Origin of the sequence: Lacticaseibacillus parakribbianus, assembly GCF_025490915.1 — a bacterium.
Classification (GTDB): domain Bacteria; phylum Bacillota; class Bacilli; order Lactobacillales; family Lactobacillaceae; genus Lacticaseibacillus; species Lacticaseibacillus parakribbianus.
The window spans coordinates 18,116-41,930 of record NZ_JANQBA010000014.1 but is presented as its reverse complement, the minus strand read 5'-3'; the positions used below and the strand labels follow the sequence as shown (position 1 = coordinate 41,930).

Below are 23,815 nucleotides of genomic sequence, written 5' to 3'. Positions count from 1 at the left end.
GCCTAGTCCCGCTTGAAAATGTCGCGGGTGTAAACCTTACCCATCACATCGCTCAGCTCCGCCCCGACGCGGTTGGCGATGATCGAGTGGCTGCGGCGCTTGAACGTCGCCAGGTCGTTGACGACCTCGCTGCCGAAGAACGTGGTGCCGTCTTCCAGCGTCGGCTCGTAGATGATCACCTTGGCGCCTTTGGCCTTGATGCGCTTCATCACGCCCTGAATGCTGGATTGGCGGAAGTTATCCGAATTGCTCTTCATGGTCAGGCGGTAGACGCCGACGGTGATGTCCTTTTCGGCGGCCGGGTCGTACTCGTTCTTGTCGTCGTAGTCGTAGTAGCCGGCAAGCTGCAGCACCCGATCGGCGATGAAGTCCTTGCGGGTGCGGTTGGAGGCGACGATCGCCTCGATCAGGTTCTCGGGGACGTCTTGGTAATTGGCCAGCAGCTGCTTGGTGTCCTTGGGCAGGCAGTAGCCGCCGTAGCCGAACGATGGATTGTTGTAGTGGGTGCCAATGCGCGGATCCAGCGACACGCCATCGATAATCTGCTCGGTGCTGAGCCCCTTCATCTCGGCGTAGGTGTCCAGCTCGTTAAAAAACGATACGCGCAGCGCCAGGTAGGTGTTGGCGAACAGCTTGACGGCCTCGGCCTCGGTGAAGCCCATGATCAGGGTGTCGATATTTTCCTTGATCGCGCCTTCCTGCAACAGGCCGGCGAAGGTCTCGGCGGCCTGCTGCAGCCGCGCGTCTTGCAGGTCCGTGCCGACGACGATGCGCGACGGGTAGAGATTGTCGTACAACGCCTTGCTTTCCCGCAGGAATTCCGGGCTGAACAAAATGTTCTGGGTGTTGAACTGCTCGCGGATTTTGGCGGTGTAACCCACCGGAATGGTCGACTTGATCACCATGATGGCGGCCGGGTTGACCTGCAGCACCAGCTTGATCACGGCCTCCACGGCGGAGGTGTCGAAGAAGTTCTTCTGGCTGTCGTAGTTGGTCGGCGTCGCAATCACCACGTAATCGGCCTGCTTGTAGGCCGCGGCGCCGTCGAGCGTCGCGTGAAGGTCCAGGTCGTGGTTGGCCAAGAAGTCCTCGATTTCACGGTCTTGAATCGGCGACTTGCCGGCATTGATCAGGTCGACCTTTTCTTGAATGACGTCGACGGCCTCGACGTGGTGGTGCTGCGACAGCAACGTGGCAATGCTCAGGCCGACGTAACCGGTCCCGGCGACCGCAATGTGTAGTGATTCACTCATCTAATAGTTTCCCCCATAAATTATTGGTGCTGATACACCAAGGAGTCTGGCCGAGCTCCCCTGCTCGGACCAGACTCCCATCCCAGAACTGACTGTTGCTGCAACCGCGACTCCCCACGAGCCGCGGGTCGGTGCCTGGCGCCGCCGCACTGGCACCACCAGGCACCGGACTGGTTTCTCGGCACGTTCCAGATCCGGCGGTCTTGAATCAAAACCGCCTGCCGGAACGTGCTAACTCCCGGCGGCCTTGAATCGCATCCGCCTTCTCGATACGGTCTAGATCCCGGTGGCCTTGAACACAATCCCGACCGTTTTGACCAGAATCACGATGTCTTCCCACAGGCTGCGATGTTCGATGTACTCGAGGTCCAGCGCGACCATGCCTTGGAAGCCGACGTTGTTGCGGTCGCCGACCTGCCACAGCCCGGTGCAACCGGGGGTGACGGCCAGGCGCTGGCGGTCGTAGTCGGTATATTCCACGACTTCGCGGTCCAACGGCGGCCGCGGCCCGACCAAGCTCATGTCGCCGCGCAGCACGTTGTAGAGCTGCGGCAGCTCGTCGAGGCTGGTGCGGCGGATGAAGCGGCCGATCCGCGTGATGCGCGGGTCGTCTTTCATCTTGAACATGGCGCCGTCGACCTCGTTTTGGTCCAGCAGCTGCTTGAGCTTGGCCTCGGCGTCGACGCACATGGAGCGGAACTTGAACATGCGAAAATGCCGCCCGTTTTTCCCAACGCGTGGCTGACTGAAGAACACTGGACCGTGGTCGTCCTTCTTGATCAGAAAGGCGAGGACGGCAAAAAGCGGCGACAGGACAATGAGCCCCGCCGCGCTGGCGACGATGTCAAAAACCCGCTTGACGAAGCGGTAGACATACTGGTGATCGAGGTCGACCACGTTAATAAGCGCTACGTCTTGCGCGTCCTGGTGCAACTCAGGAACAGGCGCAGACGTCACGGTGGTGATGTGCTGACTGTTTTGCATAACTGGCTCCCCAATGTCGTGTCGCGATTGTTCCCCAACAATCGCGCGTTCCCCCGGTACTCGGTAATCGTTAACGCACGGAACTAAAATACGTCTAATCTCATCATAAAGAAACTTTAACAAAAGTCAATCAAAAATCCGAAATAAATTCTTGCTGTCGCTTTCAAAAGTTTCGGAAAAATAAAAACTGTAATCGCTTCCCACTGGTCGTTGTCTTGACAGCCGTCCCTTCTCGCGGCCGAATGATGGGAATCGGAAGATGAGAACATTTAAGGCGAGATATTTTCTCATTTATTATCGCTTTTAGATGGACACATACTGTCTGGTCGCGACGTCAACCGCGTGTTACCGGGCCCGGCAGCGGTTTCGGGGCGGCGGTTCACCTGGCTCTCGGGCGCGATTTCTCTGATTTTTTCGCTGGGCCGAGGGCGGCGGCGCGGTGGCCTGACGGTGGTCGGTGATGCCGGGATCGGGGTCTGACGACGGGCGAAGGTGGTGGGGCTTGCGCCAACCGCTTTTTTCTGGCGGATTCGCGACACCTGGCGTCGCACCCACCTGATAGATTAGCGGGGTAGGTGGCAGAACTCGTGAATCATAAGGAGGAGCGCATGACATTATATGTAACGAACTTACGGTTGCAAGGCGACACCCGGCTGATCGCCGGCTTCCAGTACCGGCCGCTGGAACAGCAGGTTGGGCTGGTGCTGACGGCGGATGCGGCCCGGGCGATCACGGTGGTCACCGACCGCCCGGACCAGGCGGATCAGCGCGTCCGGCTGGTCCAGACGCTGATTCGCCGGCCGCGGCCCGACTCGCCGGTCCTGCCGTTCGAGGAGGTGGTGCGGGTGGCCGAGCTGGTCACCCGCCGCTGCGAGGTGGTCAGCCGCGAGCTCCCCGAGGCGGCGACCGAGGCCGACAGGCGGCTGCCCAACACGACCCAGGCGATCGGTGAGGCCTACTACGACCTCGACGCCTGGGGGGCCGACTGCCAGCTGAGCCGCAACGACAACCGCTTCGTCTCGCTGACCGGCCCGGTCGAGGCCCGGACGCTGCGGGTGCTGTCCGCCCGGCTGGTGGTCGACGCCGCCACCGGCACCCGCTACCCGGCGATCACGGCGGTGGCCGGCGAGAGCGGAGCTGCCGGGGACGGGGCTACCGGGGACGGGGCTGCCGGGGACGAAGCCACTGCGAACGGGGCGACCACGAACGTAGCCACCGGGGACGGGGCTGCCGGGGACGGGGCTGCCGGGAACGAGGCTGCCGGGAATGGAGCTACTGGAAACGAAGCTGCCGGGGACGAGGCTACCACGAACGGCGCGACGGCCGCCGCGGGGGGCGAGACCGCCGGGAACGTAACGGCGACTGAGGCCGCTCACGGGTCGGCAACCGCTGAAACCGCGGCGACCCCTGGGGAACCCGGGACGGCCGCCGTCCCGGAGCCCGGCGAGCCGCTTTTCTGGTCCCTGCCGGATCAGTTCGCCGACTGGCTGGCCGCCGCCAACGCCATGAACGTGCTGCCGGCGACGTTCGTTTTCAGCCAGGCCGCAGACGGCACCGCGCTGGTGGCGCTGCAAGGCGCCTGACCGTATAATAATAGAAAAAACGCAACCAGTGGCCGCGACCACCAGTTGCGTTCTTATTCTCACCGGTTTCGTTGCGCGAGACCGCGGCGCGGCCTCAGTCCAACGCGTAGTCAGCGTAATCCAGCGTGACCCACGGTAGCCCCGTCGCCCAGTCCGGTAGCTCGTAGGCGAGCGTCAGCCCGGCGACCTCAAGCCGGCCGGCTCGCTGCGGCGCCATGGCGTCTTTCGGCATGAAGCGGTAGGCGACGCCGTTCTTGCGCAGGCAGACCAACACATCCAAAAGCGGCCAGACGGACTCGCTTCGCACCTCGCCGTGGTCGAACGCGTCCGGCGCCAGGGCGACCAACCCGGGGCCACCGAAAATGGTGTCGCACAGCGCCTGGGCCTCGGCCCGGGCCGCCGCCTGAAACTCGCGCCAAGCGGCCCGGTTCTCGGCACTCGCCAGCTCCTCATCGGTGAGCGGAGAATCCTCGTACCAGCCCCACTCCAGCGGGTAATCGCGCAGCCACAGGCCAAAATCGCGCAGCCGTTGGTCGAGTGCCGGCACCGGCGTGGTCGGGTCGGCCGGTGTCCCGGTAGCGGGATCGGCTAACGACCCGGTAGTGGGACGGCTTAAAGACCCAGCGGTTGGTGCGGCCGCGGCCGCACCGGCGACCGCCTTGCCGGCACTCGGCGCCAACAGCGCGGCCAGGGCCAGCGCCTCGGGGCTGGGCAGCCGCGGCGGCAGCTTCCAGCCGGCGCGGTGCATGGCGGCCAGGGCCGCCCACTCGGTTTCGCTGGCCTCAAGCGGCGGCAGGCCTAGGGCGGTGTACTTTTTCAGGTAATAGTTGTGAACGGCTTGAAGCGAATCAACGTTGGGCATGGCGGGACCTCCTAGGTTTTGCCTTCATTATCGCCGCCAACGGTGTCACCTGCTGTCGCAATCTCACGAATTGGAGGGATTTCCATGACCTATCACACACGCATTCTAGACGAGCTGGTCCGGCTGATGCGCAACGAAAAACTGTCCCGCGAGGCGGAAACGGCCAGCGGCGACGTCAACGTTCGCACCTTCTACCGCGACATGGCGACGATTGGCGAGATTCTCGCCGATCACGGGCTGAGCCTGGCGCAAAACGGTGACACCTACGCGCTTGCCGGGACGCCGAGCGACCCGGAAGTGTTGGCCTTAGCTCACCTGGTGCTGGGCAGCGGCGCCTTCACGCCCGAGGAGGCCCAGCGGTTGGTCGCCGCCGTTTTGAGCCTGGCTCACGGTCGCGGCCAGGCCCGGCTGCGCAAGCAGCTGGCCGCCGCCACCGCGGCCTACCTGCCGCGCCAGCCGCTGACGCCGCTGCTCGACCTGATTGTTCAGCTCAGTGCGGCGGCCGCGGCCCGGCAGGCGGTGACCTTCACCTACCGCTCGACGCGCAGCCTGGAGCGGGTCGACCGCGACCGCATCCACACCGGCAAACCCGCGACGGTGTTCGTCGACCACGACCATTTTTACGTCGCGCTGTTCGAACACGCAACCACGCACGGGACGCCCGACCGCTACCGGCTGTACCGCCTCGACCGGATCCAAAAGCTCGCGGCGCCGCGGGTCAACCGCAGCCTGACGCCGCCGGGCTACGACCTGGCCGCTCACCGGCGCCAGTCCTACAAGCTGTCGGCCAGCACCCACGCGACGGTGACGTTGACCTACCGCGGCTACCCCGAGACGCTGCTGGACGCGTTTCCCACCGCCAAGCAGCAGGGCAAATACCCCGACCCGGATCATGGTTGGTCGTTCACTGTCCCGGACGTCGCGGAGGACGGCGTGAAGCTCTGGGCGCTAGGTCAAGGACCGCTGGTGACCATCACGGCGCCGCAGCGGCTGGCCGACGCCGTTCGCAAGGCCGCCCTCGCCACCGCCGCGCTTTACACAAAGGAGGCGCAATCATGAATTCATGGCTTGTGCTGCACGTTTTTGCCACCGATGAAAAAGTCACGCTGCCCGAGCTCAAGACGCTGTTCACGAGCTGGTTCCCGCTGGATGCCGACTGGATTCACGCGACGCTCGACATCGCGCAGCCGGCGTGGGACGGTCAGCGTCCCTATCTGATCACCACGCTGACCACGCCGGAGATGCCGGACCTCGACGTCGCGCTGTACAACATGACCCAGGGGGCGCCTCTGGACTACGAGATCCTGGCGGAGTACGAGTGGATCGGCGACGACGAGGACGAAGAAGAAGAGGAAGAGGAAAACGGGGAGAACGAAGAAGAAGGAGACGGGGCCGCTGGCGAAGGCGGCGACTGACGACCTGATCGGCGAGTGATGATCTGGTCGGCGACTGACGGCCTGGTCGGCGAGTGATGATCTGGTAGGCGGCGAAACCATGGCTGAAGGCGGCACCGGTCACTGACCTGAACCCAACCAGGCAACGGCGGCTGGCGACCCTGTGGCACTGTCAAAAGGACGCACCAAATCCGCCGGCGGGAAGTACCCCGGCGGCGGATCTGGGCATTGTGGTCACGTGGGTATCTACAAGGCGTTGGGTGGCTCGGCTCCTGTCCCACCGCGACGCTGCAGCGCCGCGCTGGGGCCAAAACCAGGTCCCGCACCTGTCCGGCACCGGCCGGCAGCTTGCAACTGCCGCGCGGTGCCGCCGTCCCAGGCCGCGCTGGTGGTTCGCGGGACTGGGGTCGTACCCTCCTGGCTCAGGACTGCGCCGTGCGGTGACATCCACACGCCTGAGCAGGCGGTCGTGCTTTGGCTCTAAAACGGGTTACGCCGCCTGAGCCAGCACACCTTCCGGGCCTCCGGAACGGTTTGTTGTGCTGGCCGGTACGCGTCCCGGCCGCCTCTCCCGCCCGCAGCTACCTCCGTACTTGGAGTTGGACGTTTGATGAAACTGCAACCGGTTATCCACTACGATTAATGATTCCCGCCCAAGGTACGACGGGTTCCACTGATATCATCGATGACGGGGCCGGGCTAGGGCCTGGTCTGCGTGAGGTAGCGTGGCGCTTGCCACTGGATCGCCGCCGAAGAAGGGTTTGTCACGGTGGCCGGCCACCGACCCCTATCCTAGTGATCACTTGAGTTTAGCTTAGCAGGTAAGCGATTACCTGGCAAATTTTAAGCTCGGTCTGGGCGCTTTTTTGTTTGTCATTGGTGTTCGGGTTCTAAACTGGTCGCAATCGACCAGTTTAGAACCCGAACATTAATTATTTTTCGGCCGACAAAAAAAACGACCCGCAAGTCTGCGAGTCGCCGTTCTGGGTGGTCAGGGGATCGAACCCTGGACCCACGGATTAAGAGTCCGTTGCTCTGCCAGCTGAGCTAACCACCCATTGCTGCATTGCCATTTGACAACTTAAATATATTAGCACATTCGCCGGGCGGGGGGCAAGCCCCTTTTTCGCCGACCGGGTTAAAAATAACGCGGGGCGGCGCGTGGTTAAGTCGCGAGTCCGCATTATAAATATGATATAATTACGGCGTTAAGGGTTATCATTCAATATTCTTGGAGGAGATAATATGACAAGAGCGGAGTTAAAGGGGCTGGCCAAGGCCCGGCTGGCCGGCAACTGGGGCTGGGCGGTCGGCCTGTCCCTGCTGGGCGCCATCATGGCCAGCATCATCGGTGGCTTCACCGCCGGCATCCTGGAGGCCTGGGTGATGGTCGGCATCAGCTTCTCGTTCCTGCGGTTCATGGACGATGAGGACCGTGGTAACGGCGTTTTCAACAACATTTTCAGCGGTTTCACCGGGTCGCAGCCCGTGGCGGTGTTCCTGAACACGCTGCTCGCCGGCATTTTCATGGCACTGTGGTCGCTGCTGCTGGTAGTGCCCGGCATCGTGAAGGCCTTCTCGTACTCGCAAGTTGACTACATTCTGAGCGATATGCAACGCGCCGGCCGCCAGATTGGCGCCACCGACGCGATCACCGCCAGCCGCGAGCTGATGGTCGGCCACAAGTGGGAATACTTCGTGCTGCAGCTGAGCTTCCTCGGCTGGGCCCTGCTGTCCCTCGTCACGCTCGGCATCGGCCTCCTGTGGCTGACGCCTTACATGCAGGCGACCAACGCGGCCTTTTACCGCAACCTGGCCGGCGACCGCTTCCGCACCCCGGAAGATGACATGACCGACGCTTACTAGTGATTTAGCCAAAACAAATCCCGGGTCCAACCGCATGACGTCGCGGTTGGGCCCGGGGTTTTTGGTGTCAGCCGCGTTTCACACGGTTAAGCACGGAATTTCAGCTATCAGCAGTGCTAGTCGCGCAGGTTCTTGAGCTTGTCCTTCACGGCGTCGGCGGCGTCTTCCACCTTGTCCTTGGCCGCCTCACCTGCGTCTTCCAGCTTGTCCTTGGCGTCGGCCACCTTGCCCTTGAGCTTGCCGCCGAGTGACTCGGCCTTGCCTTGTGATTCACGTAGCTTATCGCCGGTGACCTTGCCTTCAACTTCCTTGGCCTTGCCGGTGACTTGGTCCTTCACGCTGTCGAGCTTGTCATCGAGACTCATGTGCATTCCTCCTGTGAGTGGGTTTGGGGTTGCGGCATTTCCTGCCTGACCTTATTGTAAGCGATTGCTTGTGTACAATGCAAATTCAGCATTTGTAAAAATAGTTTGCCTGTTTTGTTGTTTACAATTAAATTTGTTATGACACAAAGAAGGACATCGCGCAGGCGGTGTCCTTCTTGTCGTGCTGTTCAGTTTTCGAGTGCGAAGCGCTACGGGTTACCGCTCGCGGCGCCGGCGGCCGAGCATGACGCCGGTGCCGGTCAGGCCCAGGAGCAAGGCCCCCATTGCCTGCAGCAACAAGTTGCGCTGGTCGCCGGTTTGCGGCAGCGCCTTCGCCTTCGCAGCGGTTGTTGCCGCGTGGCCACCGGTGACCGGCAGCTGCGTCGGCGCCGTTGTGCCGGCGTCGCCGTGATCACCCTTGACGTCGCTGGTCGGCTGCGTGGTCGGCTTAGCGGTCGGGGTAGTCGGGTCGGTCGTTGGTGTCGTCGGGTCCGTCGTCGGCTCGGTCGGATTCGTCGGCTCAGTCGGGTCGGTCGGCTCAGTCGTGGTGTGGCTGTAAACCAGGGTGATGGTCTGGCCGGCCTTGGTGAACTTGCCGGTCAGCGCTGCGGAGCCGTCGCCGAGGCCTACGTAGTCGTAGTCCTTGATCGTCGGTGCCGTCACACCGTAGCCGTTGCCGACGTAGCCGGACTTGACCGTCGAGGTTTGAATCTGGTTACCCTTTTCGTCGACGTAACGAATCGTCAGGTCGCCGGCGGTTTGCGGCTTGGCGGTTTCCACTGCCTTGTGGCTGTAAACCAGGGTGATGGTCTGGCCGGCCTTGGTGAACTTGCCGGTCAGCGCTGCGGAGCCGTCGCCGAGGCCTACGTAGTCGTAGTCCTTGATGCTTGGCGCCGTCACACCGTAACCGTTGCCGACGTAGCCGGACTTGACCGTCGACGTCTGGATTTGGTTACCCTTTTCGTCGACGTAGCGGATCGTCAGATCGCCAGCGGTTTGCGGCGTCACGGTTTCCACTGCCTTGTGGCTGTAAACCAGGGTGATGGTCTGGCCAGCCTTGGTGAACTTCCCAGTCAGTGCCGCGGAGCCGTCACCGAGGCCTACGTAGTCGTAGTCCTTGATCGTCGGTGCCGTCACGCCGTAACCGTTGCCGACGTAGCCGGACTTGACCGTTGAGATTTGGATCTGGTTACCCTTTTCATCGACGTAGCGGATCGTCAGGTCACCAGCCGCCTGTGGCTTGCCGGTTTCCACTGCCTTGTGGCTGTAAACCAAGGTGATGGTCTGGCCAGCCTTGGTGAACTTCCCAGTCAGTGCCGCCGAGCCGTCACCGAGACCTACGTAGTCGTAGTCCTTGATGCTTGGCGCCGTCACACCGTAACCGTTGCCGACGTAACCGGACTTCACCGTCGAGGTTTGAATCTGGTTACCCTTTTCGTCGACGTAACGGATCGTCAGGTCGCCAGCCTCAACCGGCTTGCCGGTTTCAACCTGCTTGTGGCTGTAAACCAGCGTAATGGTTTGGCCGGCCTTGGTGAACTTGCCGGTCAGCGCTGCGGAGCCGGCACCGAGGCCTACGTAGTCGTAGTCCTTGATCGTTGGTGCCGTCACGCCGTAACCGTTGCCGACGTAGCCGGACTTGACCGTAGACGTCTGGATCTGGTTACCCTTTTCGTCGACGTAGCGAATTGTCAGGTCACCGGCCGCTTGCGGCGTCACCACCTGAACCGTTTTGTGCCGGAAAATCATGGTGACGGTCTGCGCAGCGCCGGTGAACTTACCAATCAGCGCTGCGGATCCCTCTGCGAGGCCAAAATAATCGTAATTCCGAATGGTCGGGACCGTCACGCCGTAGCCGTTGCCGACATAGCCGTTTTTCACCGTCTGGGCCTGAATCAGGTTGCCCGAGGCGTCGACGCACCGGACAGTCAGGGCGCCGGCCGGCTGCGGGGTCCCGGTCTGGACCTCTTTGTGTTTGTAAACCAGCGTGATGGTCTGGGCTGCCGTGGTGAACTGACCCTTCAGCGGCGCTGAGCCGTCGCCGAGGCCTACGTAGTCGTAGTCCTTGATGCTTGGCGCCGTCACACCGTAGCCGTTGCCGACGTAACCGGACTTCACCGTTGAGGTTTGGATCTGGTTACCCTTTTCGTCGACGTAGCGAATCGTCAGGTCGCCGGCTGCCTGTGGCTTGGCGGTTTCAACCTGCTTGTGGCTGTAAACCAGCGTGATGGTCTGGGCTGCCGTGGTGAACTGCCCCTTCAGTGGCGCTGAGCCGTCGCCGAGGCCTACGTAGTCGTAGTCCTTGATGCTTGGCGCCGTCACACCGTAGCCGTTGCCGACGTAGCCGGACTTCACCGTGGCGGTCTGGATCTGGTTACCCTTTTCGTCGACGTAACGGATGGTCAGATCGCCAGCCTCAACCGGCTTGCCGGTTTCCACTGCCTTGTGGCTGTAAACCAAGGTGATGGTCTGGGCTGCCGTGGTGAACTGACCCATCAGCGGTGCCGAATCAGAACCCAAACCGACATAGTCGTAGTTCTTGATCGATGGCGCCACGACCTCGTAGCCATTGCCGACGTAACCGGATTTCACCGTGTTGGCCTGGATCTGGTTACCTTTTTCGTCAACATAGCGAATCGTCAGCGAACCCGCCTCAACCGGGGTGCCGGTCTGCGTTTCCTTGTGCTTGTAAACCAGCGTGATGGTTTGGGCTGCCGTGGTGAACTGACCCTTCAGCGGTGCCGAATCAGAACCTAAACCGACATAGTCGTAGTTCTTGATCGATGGCGCCACGACCTGGTAGCCATTCCCGACGTAACCGGACTTCACCGTGTCGGCCTGGATCTGGTTACCTTTTTCATCGACGTAGCGAATCGTCAGGTCACCCGCCTCAACTGGAGTAGAGGTTTGTGTTTCCTTGTGCTTGTAAACCAGCGTGATGGTCTGGGCGGCCGTGGTGAACTGACCCTTCAGCGGCACCGAATCAGAACCCAAACCGACATAGTCGTAGTTCTTGATCGATGGCGCCGTCACACCGTAGCCATTCCCGACGTAACCGGACTTCACCGTGTCGGCCTGGATCTGGTTACCTTTTTCATCGACGTAGCGAATCGTCAGGTCACCAGATTTGACCGGGGTCGAAGTCTGCGTTTCCTTGTGCTTGTAAACCAGCGTGATGGTTTGGGCTGCCGTGGTGAACTGACCCTTCAGCGGTGCCGAATCAGAACCTAAACCGACATAGTCGTAGTTCTTGATCGATGGCGCCACGACCTGGTAGCCATTCCCGACGTAACCGGACTTCACCGTGTCGGCCTGGATCTGGTTACCTTTTTCATCGACGTAGCGAATCGTCAGGTCACCCGCCTCAACTGGAGTAGAGGTTTGTGTTTCCTTGTGCTTGTAAACCAGCGTGATGGTCTGGGCGGCCGTGGTGAACTGACCCTTCAGCGGCACCGAATCAGAACCCAAACCGACATAGTCGTAGTTCTTGATCGATGGCGCCGTCACACCGTAGCCATTCCCGACGTAACCGGACTTCACCGTGTCGGCCTGGATCTGGTTACCTTTTTCATCGACGTAGCGAATCGTCAGGTCGCCAGCCGCAACCGGGGTCGGCACCTTGTGTTCATCGCGGGTGTAAGTCAGCGTGACCACCTGCGACTCCTTGGTGTAGGTGCCGGTAATCTGGCTGCCTTCCTTGCCCGGACCGGCGTAATGGTAACCCTTGATGCCGGGGATGGTCACGGCAAAATTGCTGCCGAGGTTGCCGGTCAGCGTGGTGCTTGGCTGCAGCTCATCCCCGTTGGCGTCGACGTAACGCACGGTCAGGTCGCCGGTGGTCTGGGCCGGTTTGTAAACCAGCGTGATGGTCTGGTCGCCGGCGATGAACTGGCCGCTCAACGCGGCGGAGCCGTCGCCCAGGCCGACATAGTCGTAGCCGTCAATGGCCGGGGCCGTCACGCCGTAACCGTTGCCGACAAAACCGTCCTTTTTGACCGTGTCGGCCTTAATGGACTGCCCGTTCTCATCGACGTAGCGGATGGTCAGGCTGCCGGCCGGCTGCGGCGTGGTTTCGCGGCCGGATTCCGCAAAGTAGACAAAGGTGATGGTCTGCGGCTGCGCCGTGAACGTGCCGGACAGCGGTGCGGAGTCCTTGCCCACGCCGACGTAATCGTAACCGGCGATCGGCGGCGCCATCTTGGTGTAGACGGTGCCGACCGGGCGGGTGGTCACGATGTCCTTGCGAATCTCGTGGCCTAGGCCGTCGACGTAGCGAACGGTCAGCGTCGCCTGTTTGGTGTAGACCAGAGTTACCGTCTGGGCGGCGTCTGTGAGCTGGCCAGATAGCGCGGCGGAACCATCCCCCAGCCCCGTGTAGTCGTACCCGTCAATGGTCGGGGCCGCGACGGTGTAGGTGTCGCCGACGTTGCCGCCCTGCGTGGTGCTCGGCTGCAGCGTGTTGCCGTCTTGATCCACGTAATTGACCGTGACGCCACCGGAGACGCGTGGCTTGGCCTTGTAGACCAAGGTGACCGTCAGCCCGGCGGCGAACTGGCCGCTCAGCGCGGCGGAGTCATCACCTAATCCCACGTAATCGTAGCCCTCAATGACCGGGGCCGTGACGGTGTAATCATCGCCGATCACACCTTTTTGAGTGGTTGGCTTCTGAATTTCCGTGCCGTCCTCATCGACGTACTTCACGGCCAGTTCGGTGTCCGGCCGGCTGAACACCAGCGTGACGCTCTGCCCCGCGGCCGTGAACGGACCGCTGACCGCGGCGGAGCCATCGCCCAGCCCCACGTAATCGTAGCCGTCAAGCGTCGTCGTTGCAGTGTAGGTGTCGCCGACAAAACCGCTCAGCGTAACATCCGGCTTCAGCGTTTGACCATTGCCATCGACGTAATGCACGGTGGTGGTGGCCGGCTGGCCGTAATTCAGCACGACCTGGTTGGCGTCCCCGGCCACGATATCGGCGAACTGTGTCCCGCGCAGGACGTAGCCGTCAATCGCAGGCACGGCGTAGGCGCTGGTCACGGCAAAACCGTCTGGCGTGGTCGTCGGCGCGGTGGTGCCTTCGGGGTAAAACGCGACGTGGTCGCCGGCCATCGCCTTGACGTCGGTCTGGCTCGGGCCACTGACGCCTTCCGGTAGTCCCGTGCTGCTGATCTGAAGCGAGGCGTCGGCCTGCTGGTACTGGTAACTGTTGAAGGTCGCGGTGTAGGCGGCGTGGGAGGCGGCGGTAGCGGCGGTCACGCCAAGCGTGTAGCCGCGACCAACCTGCGCATCGGTAATCGGCACAGTCCAGTTCTTCAGCACGTTTCCGCTGTCATCTGTCGTCACAACGGTCAGCGTTTTGGTCGCCGCGTCGTATTGCATGTCGTAGGTGAAAGTTAGGCTGCCGGTACCGTTTTGATCAATGTCTATCCCCAGGTCGGTTAGACCGTCAAGTGGTTTATTGTTGCCATTTGAACGATAGGCGTACCAATGGTTTTGCGGGCCACTGGTGAGGGCCCCAATCGCATTAGTCGATAAGTTAAAACTCATGGTGTCGGCCTTGGCAGCATCAATATCGGTCAACCCCAAACCGCCCCCGGTTTGGACTTTGTCTGTACGGAAGGCATCGGCCTGACTGAGCGGCTCAAAAAATAGTGCGGACCCATCGCCGCCAAGGTGGCCCATGGACGGATCCCATGCCACATTCATGGTGACATTCAGTGCAAAGTCAGTGGTAAAGTCAACCTGCTGATTGGCCAGCATCAGAATCATGCCGCTGGTCCAGGCAGGCTGACCAGGCTCGAACGGATTCTCGTGACCATTCGTCAGCTGCACCTTGGTCCCATCAAACGCCTTGGCCTTGCCAGCCACGTCCCGCACCGTGAAGTAATCCGCAATGTTGCTGTCTGAAATCGTGGTGACGGCCCCGGTCCCGGTGCGGTCCGGGTTGACCGACGCATTCCCGTTGCGGTCCTTGGTGGTCACCACCGGCGCTGCCGTGGTGGCCGTGGTCGTGCCGGTGGTCGGCTCGCCCTGCGTGGTCTGCGCCGCAGCGGTGCCGGCCTGAGCGGCGGCGGTCTGGGCGGCGTTGGCCGACTGGGCCGCGGTCGGCAGCGCCTGGCTGCTCAGCGCAATCGGCGTCGTCAGGACCGACGAGGCGGTGGCCTTGGCGGCACCAACACGCGTAGCCGGCGCCGCCGCGACTAACGCGACACCTCCGGCTACCATAACTGTGGCGCAGGCAACCCACAGCTTGCCTGCCTTATATAATTTCACACGACGAATTCCTTGACGCATCGATTAACCCTCCGTTTACACGGCTGGCAATCGGACCCATGCTGACGCAGTCGACCGGCATTCCCCCTGCCCGGTCGACGTGCTTACACGCCCTAATTATACCAATAAATCTTTGGAAAATGAAATGCACCTCATCGGCCAAAAAAAGCCGACCCACGATGCCGGGCCGGCCAATTCAGTGCGTTGCCTAATTCACAAAAGTCCTGGGTTGCTCAGCGGTTCGCGACCGCGCCGATGGCACTAGCTGCAGGTGCCGAGGAGCGAGACATCACCGCAACCCGGCGCCGGGCCTCAGACGCTCGCCGCCGAGCAACCCCGCTGCACCCGCGGCCGCCCCGGCCACCGCGGCCGCCGCGGCCCTCAATCCTGACTACTTCACCGCCACCGCGTCGAGCTTGTCCAGCCCGTAGCGCGTGATGCCGGCGATCAGGTTGGTCTGGTAGGTCGGGCTAGTCGCGTAGGCGGCAAGGCCGGACACCGCCTGCTGCCAGGTCGGCGCGTTCACGCGCAGGCAACCGGTGTAGTACGGGCTGGTCGTCAGCTTTTGCGCGTAGCCGATGATCGAATCGGCGAGGCTGTCGTACTTGCGGAAGGCGCCGATCACCTTGACGGCCTGACCGTCGAACACCTCGCCGGTCAGCTTCAGGTAGCTGGCGCCGGGCCAGTTGACGTCGGCCTTGACGCCGAAGTAAGCGTTGGCGTTGACCGCCAGCTCGCTGGTCCCCCAGCCGGACTCGGTGATCGCCTGCATCACCGCGATCGACGGGTACAGGCCGTACTGCTTGGCGACCGGAATCGCGATGCCGACCAGCTGGCGGAGAAAAGCGATCTGCGCCGCGGTCAGCCCGGTGGTTGTCACCCCGTACAAGTTGGCCGGCACGGCCACCGGCGTGACGCCGGTCGCGGCCGTCGTGGCCAGCGCGTTGACGATGCCCAGGTGCGAGCCGCCGGCGGTATAGAGGTCGTAGTAGGTCGAGCCGTTGAAGTGGCGAAAGCGTCGCTGCACCACCGCGGTTTGCCCGACCAGGCCGGTCGTGCTGCCGAGGCTTGCGCCACCCCAGTCGGCCAGCCGGTTGTAGCCGGCGCGTTGGATGGTCACCTGGGCGCTCATCGCAATCGCGGCGCCGGCGGCCGAGCCGCCGAGCGCGACGTAATCGGCGTCGACGTAGCCCAGCCACTGGTCGTTGTTTTGGTACAGCGAGTAGTAGGTGTGGCCGTCGGCGTGGTGGTACTGCCGCTTGGCCAGGAAGGTCTGATCCAAAAGCTGCGAGGTCTCGCTCTTGATGCCGGCAAAATCAAACCCGTCGTAAAGTTTCGCCCCGCTTCGCACGATGGTGGCGTAGCGGTTCAGCGCGATCGCCTTGCCCTGCGGCGCGGTCGTCTTCGTGACCGCCGCGGCGTTGATGTAGCCGACGAACTGGCCGGCCGAACTCAGCGCGTCGTAGGTCGAGCCGTTGTAATGGTGGTAAACGCCGGTCAGCTGGTAGATCTGACCCACCGTCGCGGTGGTGTCGGCCACCACTTTTTGGTCGAAGCGCAGGTTGTTCCAGATGGTGTAGCGCGGCTTGGCCAAGGTGACGTAGCCGGTGGCCGGCGTCGCCGTGCCGCCGGCGTCTTGTGCGACTGCCACGGCGGTCTGGTTCAAGTAGCCCTGCCAAGTGCCGTCGTGGTCGTACAAGGACAGGTAGGTCGCGCCGTTTTGGTGGTTGTATCGCCGACGGGCCTGGAAGGTGCGGCCGACAAGCGCCGTGCTGTCTTGCTTTTCGACCCAGTCGAAGCTGCGCCACAGCGTGTAGTTTTTCGCGGTGACGGTGACGTAGCGGCCGTCGGTGATGGCCGGGCCCTGAGGCGAGGCCGCGACCACTGCATCCGTGTTGATGTAGCCGACGAAGCGGCCGGCGTCACTCAGCCCGACGTAGGTTGAGCCGTTGAAGTGGTGGTACAGGGCCGTCTTCTGGTAGGTCTGACCAACCGTCGCGGTGGTGTCGGCCACCACTTTTTGGCCGAAGCTCAGGTTGTTCCAGATGGTGTAGCGCGGCTTGGCCAGCGTGACGTACCCGGTTGCCGCCTGGGCGATCCCGCCGGCGTCAGGCGCCACGGTCGCGCCGGTCTGGTTCAGGTAACCTTGCCAAGTGCCGTTGTGGTCGTACAAGGACAGGTAGGTCGCGCCGTTGCGATGCACGTACCGCACCCGGGCCTGGAAGGTCTGGCCGATAAGCGTCGTGCTGTCTTGCTTGGCGTTCCAGTCAAAATCGCGCCACAGCGTGTAGTTTGGGGCGGTGACGGTGACGTAGCGGCCGTCTTGAATCGCCGGGCCGACCGCGGCCTCTGCGGCGACCGCCGCGTCGTTGAGCAGCCCGAGGTAGGCGCCGTTTTGGCCGTAAATCGCGTCGTAGGTCTCGCCGTTGTAGTGGTGGTACTGGGCGCGAACCTGGACCTGCTGGCCGACCAGCGCCGTGGTGTCGCCGAGTTGCACCTGCCACTTCAGGTCGTTCCAGCGCGTGTAGTTGGGCTTAGTGATCGTGACCGTTTTGGCCACGGTCGTCGGCAGGCCGCCGGCGTCAGGCGCCACGGTCGCGCCGGTCTGGTTCAGGTAGCCCTGCCACTTGCCGGTGTGATCGTACAGGGACAGGTAGACGGACCCGTTGAAGTGGTTGTACTTGACCTTCGACAGGAAGGTCTGGCCGACCAGGTTGTGGCTGGCCTGCTTGGCGTGGCCGTCAAAATCGCGCCACAGCGTGTAGTTGTCCTTGGTCACGGTGACGTAGCGACCGTCTGTAATCGCGGTGCCCTGCGGCCCGGCGGCGACGGCGGCGCCAGTCGCGTTCATGTAGCCGACCCACTTGCCGGCGTTATCGTAAAGCGACAGGTAGGTGTAGCCGGTCGCCGGCTTGCGGTAGTGAACCCGCGCCTGCAGCGTCTGGTTCAGGTAGCTGGCGGAGTTGGCGCGAACCTGGGCGAGATCGAGGGCTTGGTAAATGCGGTAATTGGGCGACGTGATCCGCACGTACTTGTTATAGCTGATCGCGTTGGAGTTGGGCTGGGTCGCGACCAGCGGCTGGTAATACCGGTTGACCAGCGTCAGGAACTCGGGCAGCGTGTAGCCCCACTTGGCGATGTAGGCGTCCGGGTCGACGTGGTCGGTGCCGCCGAGCAGCGTCGAGACGTTGTGGTGCGTCCAGATGGTGCCTTGGCTGTTGGCCGGGTTGACCAGGCTCGGCTTCAGCCCGTAGCGAACCAGCATCTGCGCGGTGTAGCTGGCGGCGTTGGCGATCGACCGGGCGAACTCGTCGGCGTTACGCGCGGTCACCAACTCGAACTGCACGAACCGCGCGTTGGCCTTGGGCCCGGCTCCCCAGGCGCCGAGGTCGGGGTTGTGGATGTTCAAAATGGTGCGGGCATCGATGAAGTCGTGAACGAACGCCGAGGTCCAGGCGCCGCTGATCTCGTAATCGGCGCCGTCTCGCGCCGAGAAGCTGGTCGCGTTGTCGGTGTAGTGGAAAACCACCCCGTCCGGCAGCTCGGTGGCGGTGCCGTAGTTGAATTCCTCGAACGTGTGCCACTCCTTGGTGATCGGCACCGGCTGGATGTTGTGGCTGGCGATGTAGCCGTTGACGTCGCTCGTGGCGGCCGCAACGACCCGCGGCGCCGCGGCCGGGCCGCTCTGGCTGGCGATTGCGCCGGCGACCAGCACGACGGCGCTGCCGGCGGCGACCAGAATGCCGCGCCAAACCCGGCTTTTTGACAGTTGGTTAAACCCCTTCATCAATTGTCCTCCCTCGCGGCACCCCTACGCGCCGCTGTTATGTATGGGCTCCATTATACCGGATTCGCCGCCGCCTGGTTGCACCAATTTACCCGACCGGCGTTTTTTTTCGGCCGCAACCCGTATGTTACAATGGAAGCTTGGAGGTAGAGTGGATGATAAAATTGCGTAAGCAGGGGCTGGCGGCGCGGCGCGTGGTCAGCCAACCGGCCGGTGCCGAACCCGGCGTCAAACCCGGTCGGCGGTGGACCGCTCGACCGGCCGATGCTGGAGCTGGTCAGCAACTAGGCGGTCGACCGGCCGGCACCAGAACCGCCGGCGGTCGCGGTGGTCTCGGGCGGCGGCTGGCGGCGGCGCTGACCCTAGCGCTGATGACAATCGGCCTAAGCGGGTTGCTCGCCGGCTGCCGCGGCAGCGGCGACGACGCGGCGGCCGGCACCGCGACGACAACGCGCCAGGTCGCCAAGGCGGTGCGGCAAGACGACTACGCCAGGGCCGCCGGGCTCAACCAGGCGCTGACAAACGCCGGCGTCAAGCAGGCGACCAAGCGCCAGCCGGCCCTGGCGCTGGCGGCCAAGGCCCAGGCCGCGCTGACCGCCGGCGACTACCGCACCGCCGCCAGGCAGTTCAAGGCCGCACAGCAGGCGAGCGGCGACTGGTCGCTTTTGGCCAGCCACGCCGCCGGCAAGCGGAAGCTAGCGGCGCAGTACCGCGACAACGTGGCCGTGGCCCGGGCCAACGTGCTGGCCGCCCAAAAAATCGCCGACTCGGCGCCGACCAAGGCCCTGACGACGCTGGCTAGGGTGCTGACCCCCGCCTACGACCTGCCGGCCTACCGCACGGTGGTCCTGGCGGCGCTGCGGCTCAAGGCAACGATCCTGGCCGCCCAGGCGGCCGGTGATGCGGCGGCTGGCAGCGATACGGCGACCGGCGGCCAAACCGGTGACGCCACCAACGCCGAGACCGGCGACGCCAAGGCGAGCGGGGCGGCTGCGGCAAGCGGCACCGCCGAATCCGGCGGCAGCGCCAGCGGCGACGCCGTGACGGCCGCCCAGATTACCGCGGCGCGAAACCAGCTGCGCAAGGCCGGCACCGACCCGAGCTTTTGGAGCGACGCCGACATCACCACGGCGATTCGCCACGCCAGAAAGGCCGGCCGCAGCGTGATCACCGAGGCCGACCTGGAGTAAATCTAATTTGCGTGATGAGGTGAGCCGGGGGCGGCTCGCCTTTTTGCACCCTTCGAGGCGGCGTCTAAAGACTGCCGCCACTTCAAAGCCAGCGCTTCGCTCACTCACCGAATAGCGGGTCGCTCGCAGATTCAGCGAAGCCACCCCTTTTGGCGGCAACAAAAAACCGGCGCCGCAAGCCTAAACTTGCGACGCCGGTTCGTTCTGGGTGGTCAGGGGATCGAACCCTGGACCCACGGATTAAGAGTCCGTTGCTCTGCCAGCTGAGCTAACCACCCATGTGGTCGCCTTAACGACTAAATCATATTACCACCCCGGCCTTACGCACGCAAGGATTTCCGGCGAAAAAGTTTGAAATCTGGTAAGATTGAGGCAAACCATGGGAGGTTCAACATGTCACCAGACCGTCTTCTTCCTTTGCAAAACGCCCTCAACGTGCGTGACCTCGGCGGCTACCAGACCCAAGACGGCCGCACCGTCGCGTGGCGGCGGCTGGTTCGCGCCGGCAGCCTGAGCAACCTGTCACCGGCCGACGGTGCGGTGCTTCTCGACTACGGCGTGACCCACGACCTCGACTTGCGCAGCGACGCCGAGGTGCGACGCGCCCCCGACCAGCTGCCGGAGCGGATTCGCTACCGCCAGCTGTCCGTCTACCCCTTCGCCGACCGCGCCAGCCTCTGGACTCGGGTGCGGCGCCGCCTGAGCAAGGCGCCGACCGGCATGGTGGCCACTTACGAGAAAATGCTGACGGACAGCCACGCCAACGCGGTGTTCGGCGAGGTTTTCGCCACCGTGCTGGCCGCGGCGCCGGGTGAGGCCACCTTATTTCACTGCACCGCCGGCAAGGACCGCACCGGCGTCGCCGCGATGATGCTGCTCGGCGGCCTCGGCGTTCCCGCCGCCACCATCCAGGCCGATTACATGCTGACCAACCAGATCTACGACGCGGCGGCCACCGGCGTCGCCCCGAGCGGCAGCGCCACCGTCGACGCGATGAACGCCCATCCGGCCGAGGCCGCCAACTACCAGGCCGTGGTCGCCTTGCTGGCCAAAAACTACGGCGGCAGCTGGTCGCGCTACCTCACCCAGCAGCTGCGCCTGAGCGAGGGCGACCTGGCGGATCTGCGCCGCCTGTACCTGGTGTGAGCCAGCCGGTGTGGCAGCGTTTTCAGTCCCTGCCACGATTGCCCATCGCTCCGCCAACCAGAAAGCGTATTCACGAATACGCCAAAACACGCGCCGCTGCCCCCGGCCTCACCGGTGGCAACGACGCGTGTTTTGATGTCTACTTGAAGTCGAACAGCGGGTGAATCGACTGGTTGGTGGCGATCAGCTTGATCGCCTGGCCGATCATCTGGCCGACCGAGATGGTGACCATGTTCGGTAAGCGTTTTTCCGCCGGCAAATCGATGGTGTCGGTGACCACAATCTGACTCAGCGGCAGGTCGGCGAGGCGCTGGCTGGCGCCGCGGGAGAAAATCGCGTGGGTGGCGACGGCGTAAATGTCCTTGGCCCCGGCCGCGGCCAGCGCGGTGTAGGCCTCGGCGGCGCGGTCGCCGGTGTCGATCAGGTCATCGATGATGATCGCGTTTTGGCCGGCGACGTCGCCGATGATGCCGGCGTCGGCTTCCGGCCGCTTGTCGACGATGGCGATCGGCGCGTGCAACAGCTCGGCGAGCTCACGCGCATGCTTGGTGCCGGAGTGATCCGGCGCCACGACCACGACGTCCGGCAGGTTCAGCTTGCGGAAGTACTCGGCAAACAGCGGCAGGGCCCGCAGGTGGTCGACCGGAATGTCGAAGAAGCCCTGGAGCTGGTCGGCGTGGAGATCCACGGCGATGAAGCGGTCGATGCCGTCCATCGTCAGGAGGTTGGCCACCAGCTTGGCCGTGATCGGCTCGCGCGACCGCGCCTTGCGGTCGGCTCGCGCGTAGCCGTAGTACGGCACGACCACGTTGATCGTGTGGGCGCTGGCGCGGCGCAGGGCGTCGACCATGATCAACAGCTCCATCAGGTTCTCGTTGACCGGGTCGGACACCGGCTGAATCACGTAAACATCCGCGCCGCGAACGCTGTCGTCCAGGTCGATCGCGATTTCGCCGTCAGCGAAGTGCCGCACCGAGGCCGGGGATAGCGGCAGCCCGACCTCCTGTGCAATTTTTTGCGCCAGCGGCACGTTGCCGTTGAGCGCGAACAGTTTAACTCCTGCCATGTCGTCCTCCATTAAGTCGTAGTGTCAGGCCCATTATACCAAAAAGTGTTGCGGCCGTCGAAGTCCCGGGCGATTGCGGCGCAATTCGGCGGCGGCGGCGCTGGGCAGTGGCGGCGGTGCTGGGCGGTGACGGCGGTGCGGCGCGGTGGCAGCGGTGCGGTGGCGACGGTGCGGCGCGGTGGCGGCGGTGCGGCGCGGTGGCGGCGGTGCGGCGCGATGGCGGCGGTGCGGCGCGGTGACAATGCCGCGGTCGGTTCCACCGCCCTGGCCCGGTGGCAGCCGGCCGCAAGTGATGCCCCGCACCGGTTGCCGACCGACGCCGAGCGGCAAACTACCGGTTCCGCCGCTCACCCGCTATAATGGAAAACGGGAGGCGGTTTCATGACACCACAACGATTACTACCGATTCCAAACGCGGTGAACCTGCGCGAGCTGGGCGGCTACCGAACCAAAGACGGCCGCCGGGTCCACAACCGCAAGCTGCTGCGCTCGGGCAGCCTGGCGATGCTCGATACTGACGAGGCCAAGCAGCTTTACGCTTACGGGCTGCGCCACGTGGTCGACCTGCGCGGCCTGGACGAACGCGCCGGCTGGCCGGATGTGCTAGCCCCGGGCGTCGCCTACCACGTGCTGTCGGTGCTGCCGTTTGCCGACACCGCCCCGCTGCCCGAGCGTCTCTCGCAGTACCTCGGCGCGATGCAGGAGCCGCGCATCGCGCCGATGGCCGAGTACTACCTGCGGATGCTCACGGACGCGCATGCGCTTGCGCAGTGGCGAGCGTTGTTCGACCTTGTGGCGACCAACACAACGCCCAACGAGGCCGTCTTGTTCCACTGCGCCGCCGGCAAGGACCGCACCGGCGTGGCCGCGATGATGCTTTTGGGGATGCTGGGCGTTCCCGAAGGCACCATTCGCCAGGACTACCTGCTGACCAACGCCGTGTTCGCCGCCCCCGCCGCCCAGGTGACGCAGGCCCTGCAGGATCCCGGCAGCACCTTCGTCGCCGACATGAACCGCAACCGCGCCGAGGTCCAGTGCCAGCTGGCGGTCGCCGCCTTCATCCGCGGCGAGTACGGCGACTGGCCGCGCTACGTCGCCCGGGAACTGGGCGTGGACGCGGCGGCCCAGACCGTTTTGCGGGACCAGCTGCTGACCGCCGAAAAAAATTGCTGATATGTCTAGACCATTGTTGACAGCAACCCCGTGGCCGGTGTATATTGGACTAGACCAAACAAGGAGGGTTTTATGATGGAAGTAAAAATCGTTAAAGATAAAGCAGAAGGCGGCCAGGTCGCTTTTGACATCATCAAGGCTGGCATCGAACAAGGCGCCAAGGTCCTGGGCCTCGCCACCGGCAGCACCCCGATCACCCTGTACCAAGCCATGATCGCAAGCGACCTCGATTTCAGCAACTTGACTTCGATCAACCTCGACGAGTACGTCGGCCTGCCGGAGGACAACCCGCAGAGCTACCACCAGTTCATGAAGGACAACCTCTTCAACAAGAAGCCGTTCGCCCACTCCTACGTGCCGAATGGTAACGCCGCAGACCCTGCCCAGGCCGCCGCGGATTACGAGACAATCATCGCCGACAACCCGATCGACATCCAGATCCTGGGCATCGGCCGCAACGGCCACATCGGCTTCAACGAACCGGGCTCCGACCTCGACGGCAAGACCCACAAGGTTCACCTGACCGAATCCACGATCGAGGCCAACAAGCGCTTCTTCGACCGCGAGGAAGACGTGCCGCGCTACGCCATCTCCATGGGCATCGGCTCGATCATGAAGGGCAAGAAGATCCTGCTTCTGGCTTACGGTGAGGACAAGGCCGACGCGATCAAGGCCACCATCGAAGGCCCCGTCACCAACCACGTGCCGGCTTCCGTACTGCAAAACCATGACGATGCGATCCTCATCATCGACGAAGCGGCCGCAAGCAAGCTCAGCAAGTAATTTCACGATTAATAAAAATCCGCCAGGTCGCTGGCGGATTTTTTTGTGCTTTCGCTGCCGGCCGACTCGCCGTTTTGGGCCGCACCGGATAAA

General features: G+C 63.3%; 16 protein-coding genes and 2 tRNA genes. 9 read left to right on the top strand and 9 right to left on the bottom strand.

All coding sequences use genetic code 11. From position 1 onward, the window contains the following. Positions 1-2: 2 nt before the first annotated feature. Together NUH19_RS10965 and NUH19_RS10960 are read right to left on the bottom strand one after the other, a co-directional pair. Positions 3-1,253: a nucleotide sugar dehydrogenase gene (locus NUH19_RS10965; RefSeq protein WP_262316599.1), complete on the bottom strand. Its 1,251-nt coding sequence runs from the start codon at positions 1,251-1,253 to the stop codon at positions 3-5. A gap of 276 nt (positions 1,254-1,529) precedes the next feature. After that, entirely contained in the window at positions 1,530-2,237 is a 708-nt protein-coding gene (locus tag NUH19_RS10960; RefSeq protein ID WP_262316598.1) for a sugar transferase, read from the bottom strand. A gap of 608 nt (positions 2,238-2,845) precedes the next feature. Here NUH19_RS10960 and NUH19_RS10955 point away from each other — a divergent pair. Further along, positions 2,846-3,820: a hypothetical protein gene (locus NUH19_RS10955; RefSeq protein WP_262316597.1), complete on the top strand. Its 975-nt coding sequence runs from the start codon at positions 2,846-2,848 to the stop codon at positions 3,818-3,820. A 94-nt stretch (positions 3,821-3,914) separates the two neighbouring features. Here the strand turns inward: NUH19_RS10955 and NUH19_RS10950 are convergent, their stop codons facing one another. Next, the gene (locus tag NUH19_RS10950) at positions 3,915-4,682 is read right to left on the bottom strand and encodes a hypothetical protein (protein WP_262316596.1); all 768 of its coding nucleotides are present in this window, start codon (positions 4,680-4,682) and stop codon (positions 3,915-3,917) included. Positions 4,683-4,766: 84 nt separating this feature from the next. Between NUH19_RS10950 and NUH19_RS10945 the strand changes: the two genes are divergently transcribed. Both NUH19_RS10945 and NUH19_RS10940 read left to right on the top strand, forming a co-directional pair. Further along, positions 4,767-5,741 carry a helix-turn-helix transcriptional regulator gene (locus NUH19_RS10945; RefSeq protein WP_262316595.1) on the top strand — a complete coding sequence of 325 codons (975 nt, stop codon included), beginning with the start codon at positions 4,767-4,769 and terminating at the stop codon, positions 5,739-5,741. Next, positions 5,738-6,097 (top strand): hypothetical protein, encoded by a 360-nt coding sequence (locus tag NUH19_RS10940; RefSeq protein WP_262316594.1) that lies wholly within the window; start codon positions 5,738-5,740, stop codon positions 6,095-6,097. Before NUH19_RS10945 ends, NUH19_RS10940 begins: the two co-directional genes overlap by 4 nt. Before the next feature lie 963 nt (positions 6,098-7,060). Here NUH19_RS10940 and NUH19_RS10935 read toward each other — a convergent pair. Continuing rightward, positions 7,061-7,133 (bottom strand) — tRNA-Lys (locus NUH19_RS10935). A 188-nt stretch (positions 7,134-7,321) separates the two neighbouring features. On the opposite strand from NUH19_RS10935, the gene NUH19_RS10930 reads away from it, so the two are divergent. After that, a complete protein-coding gene (locus NUH19_RS10930) occupies positions 7,322-7,942 on the top strand; it encodes a DUF975 family protein (protein ID WP_262316593.1) in 621 nt (206 codons plus the stop codon). Positions 7,943-8,058: 116 nt separating this feature from the next. On the opposite strand, the gene NUH19_RS10925 is transcribed toward NUH19_RS10930, so the two are convergent. From NUH19_RS10925 to NUH19_RS10915, 3 genes are all read right to left on the bottom strand, one after another. Next, positions 8,059-8,307: a CsbD family protein gene (locus tag NUH19_RS10925; protein ID WP_262316592.1), complete on the bottom strand. Its 249-nt coding sequence runs from the start codon at positions 8,305-8,307 to the stop codon at positions 8,059-8,061. Positions 8,308-8,523: 216 nt separating this feature from the next. Then, positions 8,524-14,598 carry a MucBP domain-containing protein gene (locus NUH19_RS10920; protein ID WP_262316591.1) on the bottom strand — a complete coding sequence of 2,025 codons (6,075 nt, stop codon included), beginning with the start codon at positions 14,596-14,598 and terminating at the stop codon, positions 8,524-8,526. A 370-nt stretch (positions 14,599-14,968) separates the two neighbouring features. After that, on the bottom strand, positions 14,969-18,364 hold the full coding sequence (locus NUH19_RS10915; protein WP_262316590.1) for a glucosaminidase domain-containing protein: 3,396 nt from the start codon (positions 18,362-18,364) through the stop codon (positions 14,969-14,971). A gap of 155 nt (positions 18,365-18,519) precedes the next feature. On the opposite strand from NUH19_RS10915, the gene NUH19_RS10910 reads away from it, so the two are divergent. Beyond that, positions 18,520-19,554, top strand: coding sequence for a hypothetical protein (locus NUH19_RS10910; RefSeq protein WP_262316589.1), 1,035 nt, complete (start codon positions 18,520-18,522; stop codon positions 19,552-19,554). A gap of 205 nt (positions 19,555-19,759) precedes the next feature. Here NUH19_RS10910 and NUH19_RS10905 read toward each other — a convergent pair. Next, positions 19,760-19,832: transfer RNA gene (locus tag NUH19_RS10905), tRNA-Lys, on the bottom strand. Between the two features lie 115 nt (positions 19,833-19,947). Here NUH19_RS10905 and NUH19_RS10900 point away from each other — a divergent pair. Beyond that, a complete protein-coding gene (locus NUH19_RS10900; RefSeq protein ID WP_262316588.1) occupies positions 19,948-20,700 on the top strand; it encodes a tyrosine-protein phosphatase in 753 nt (250 codons plus the stop codon). A gap of 139 nt (positions 20,701-20,839) precedes the next feature. On the opposite strand, the gene NUH19_RS10895 is transcribed toward NUH19_RS10900, so the two are convergent. Beyond that, the gene (locus NUH19_RS10895) at positions 20,840-21,766 is read right to left on the bottom strand and encodes a ribose-phosphate diphosphokinase (RefSeq protein ID WP_262316587.1); all 927 of its coding nucleotides are present in this window, start codon (positions 21,764-21,766) and stop codon (positions 20,840-20,842) included. A gap of 21 nt (positions 21,767-21,787) precedes the next feature. On the opposite strand from NUH19_RS10895, the gene NUH19_RS10890 reads away from it, so the two are divergent. From NUH19_RS10890 to nagB, 3 genes are all read left to right on the top strand, one after another. Next, a complete protein-coding gene (locus NUH19_RS10890; RefSeq protein ID WP_262316586.1) occupies positions 21,788-22,126 on the top strand; it encodes a hypothetical protein in 339 nt (112 codons plus the stop codon). Between the two features lie 21 nt (positions 22,127-22,147). Beyond that, a complete protein-coding gene (locus NUH19_RS10885; protein WP_262316585.1) occupies positions 22,148-22,939 on the top strand; it encodes a tyrosine-protein phosphatase in 792 nt (263 codons plus the stop codon). A 75-nt stretch (positions 22,940-23,014) separates the two neighbouring features. After that, entirely contained in the window at positions 23,015-23,722 is a 708-nt protein-coding gene (nagB, locus tag NUH19_RS10880; RefSeq protein WP_262316622.1) for a glucosamine-6-phosphate deaminase, read from the top strand. Positions 23,723-23,815 lie beyond the last annotated feature (93 nt).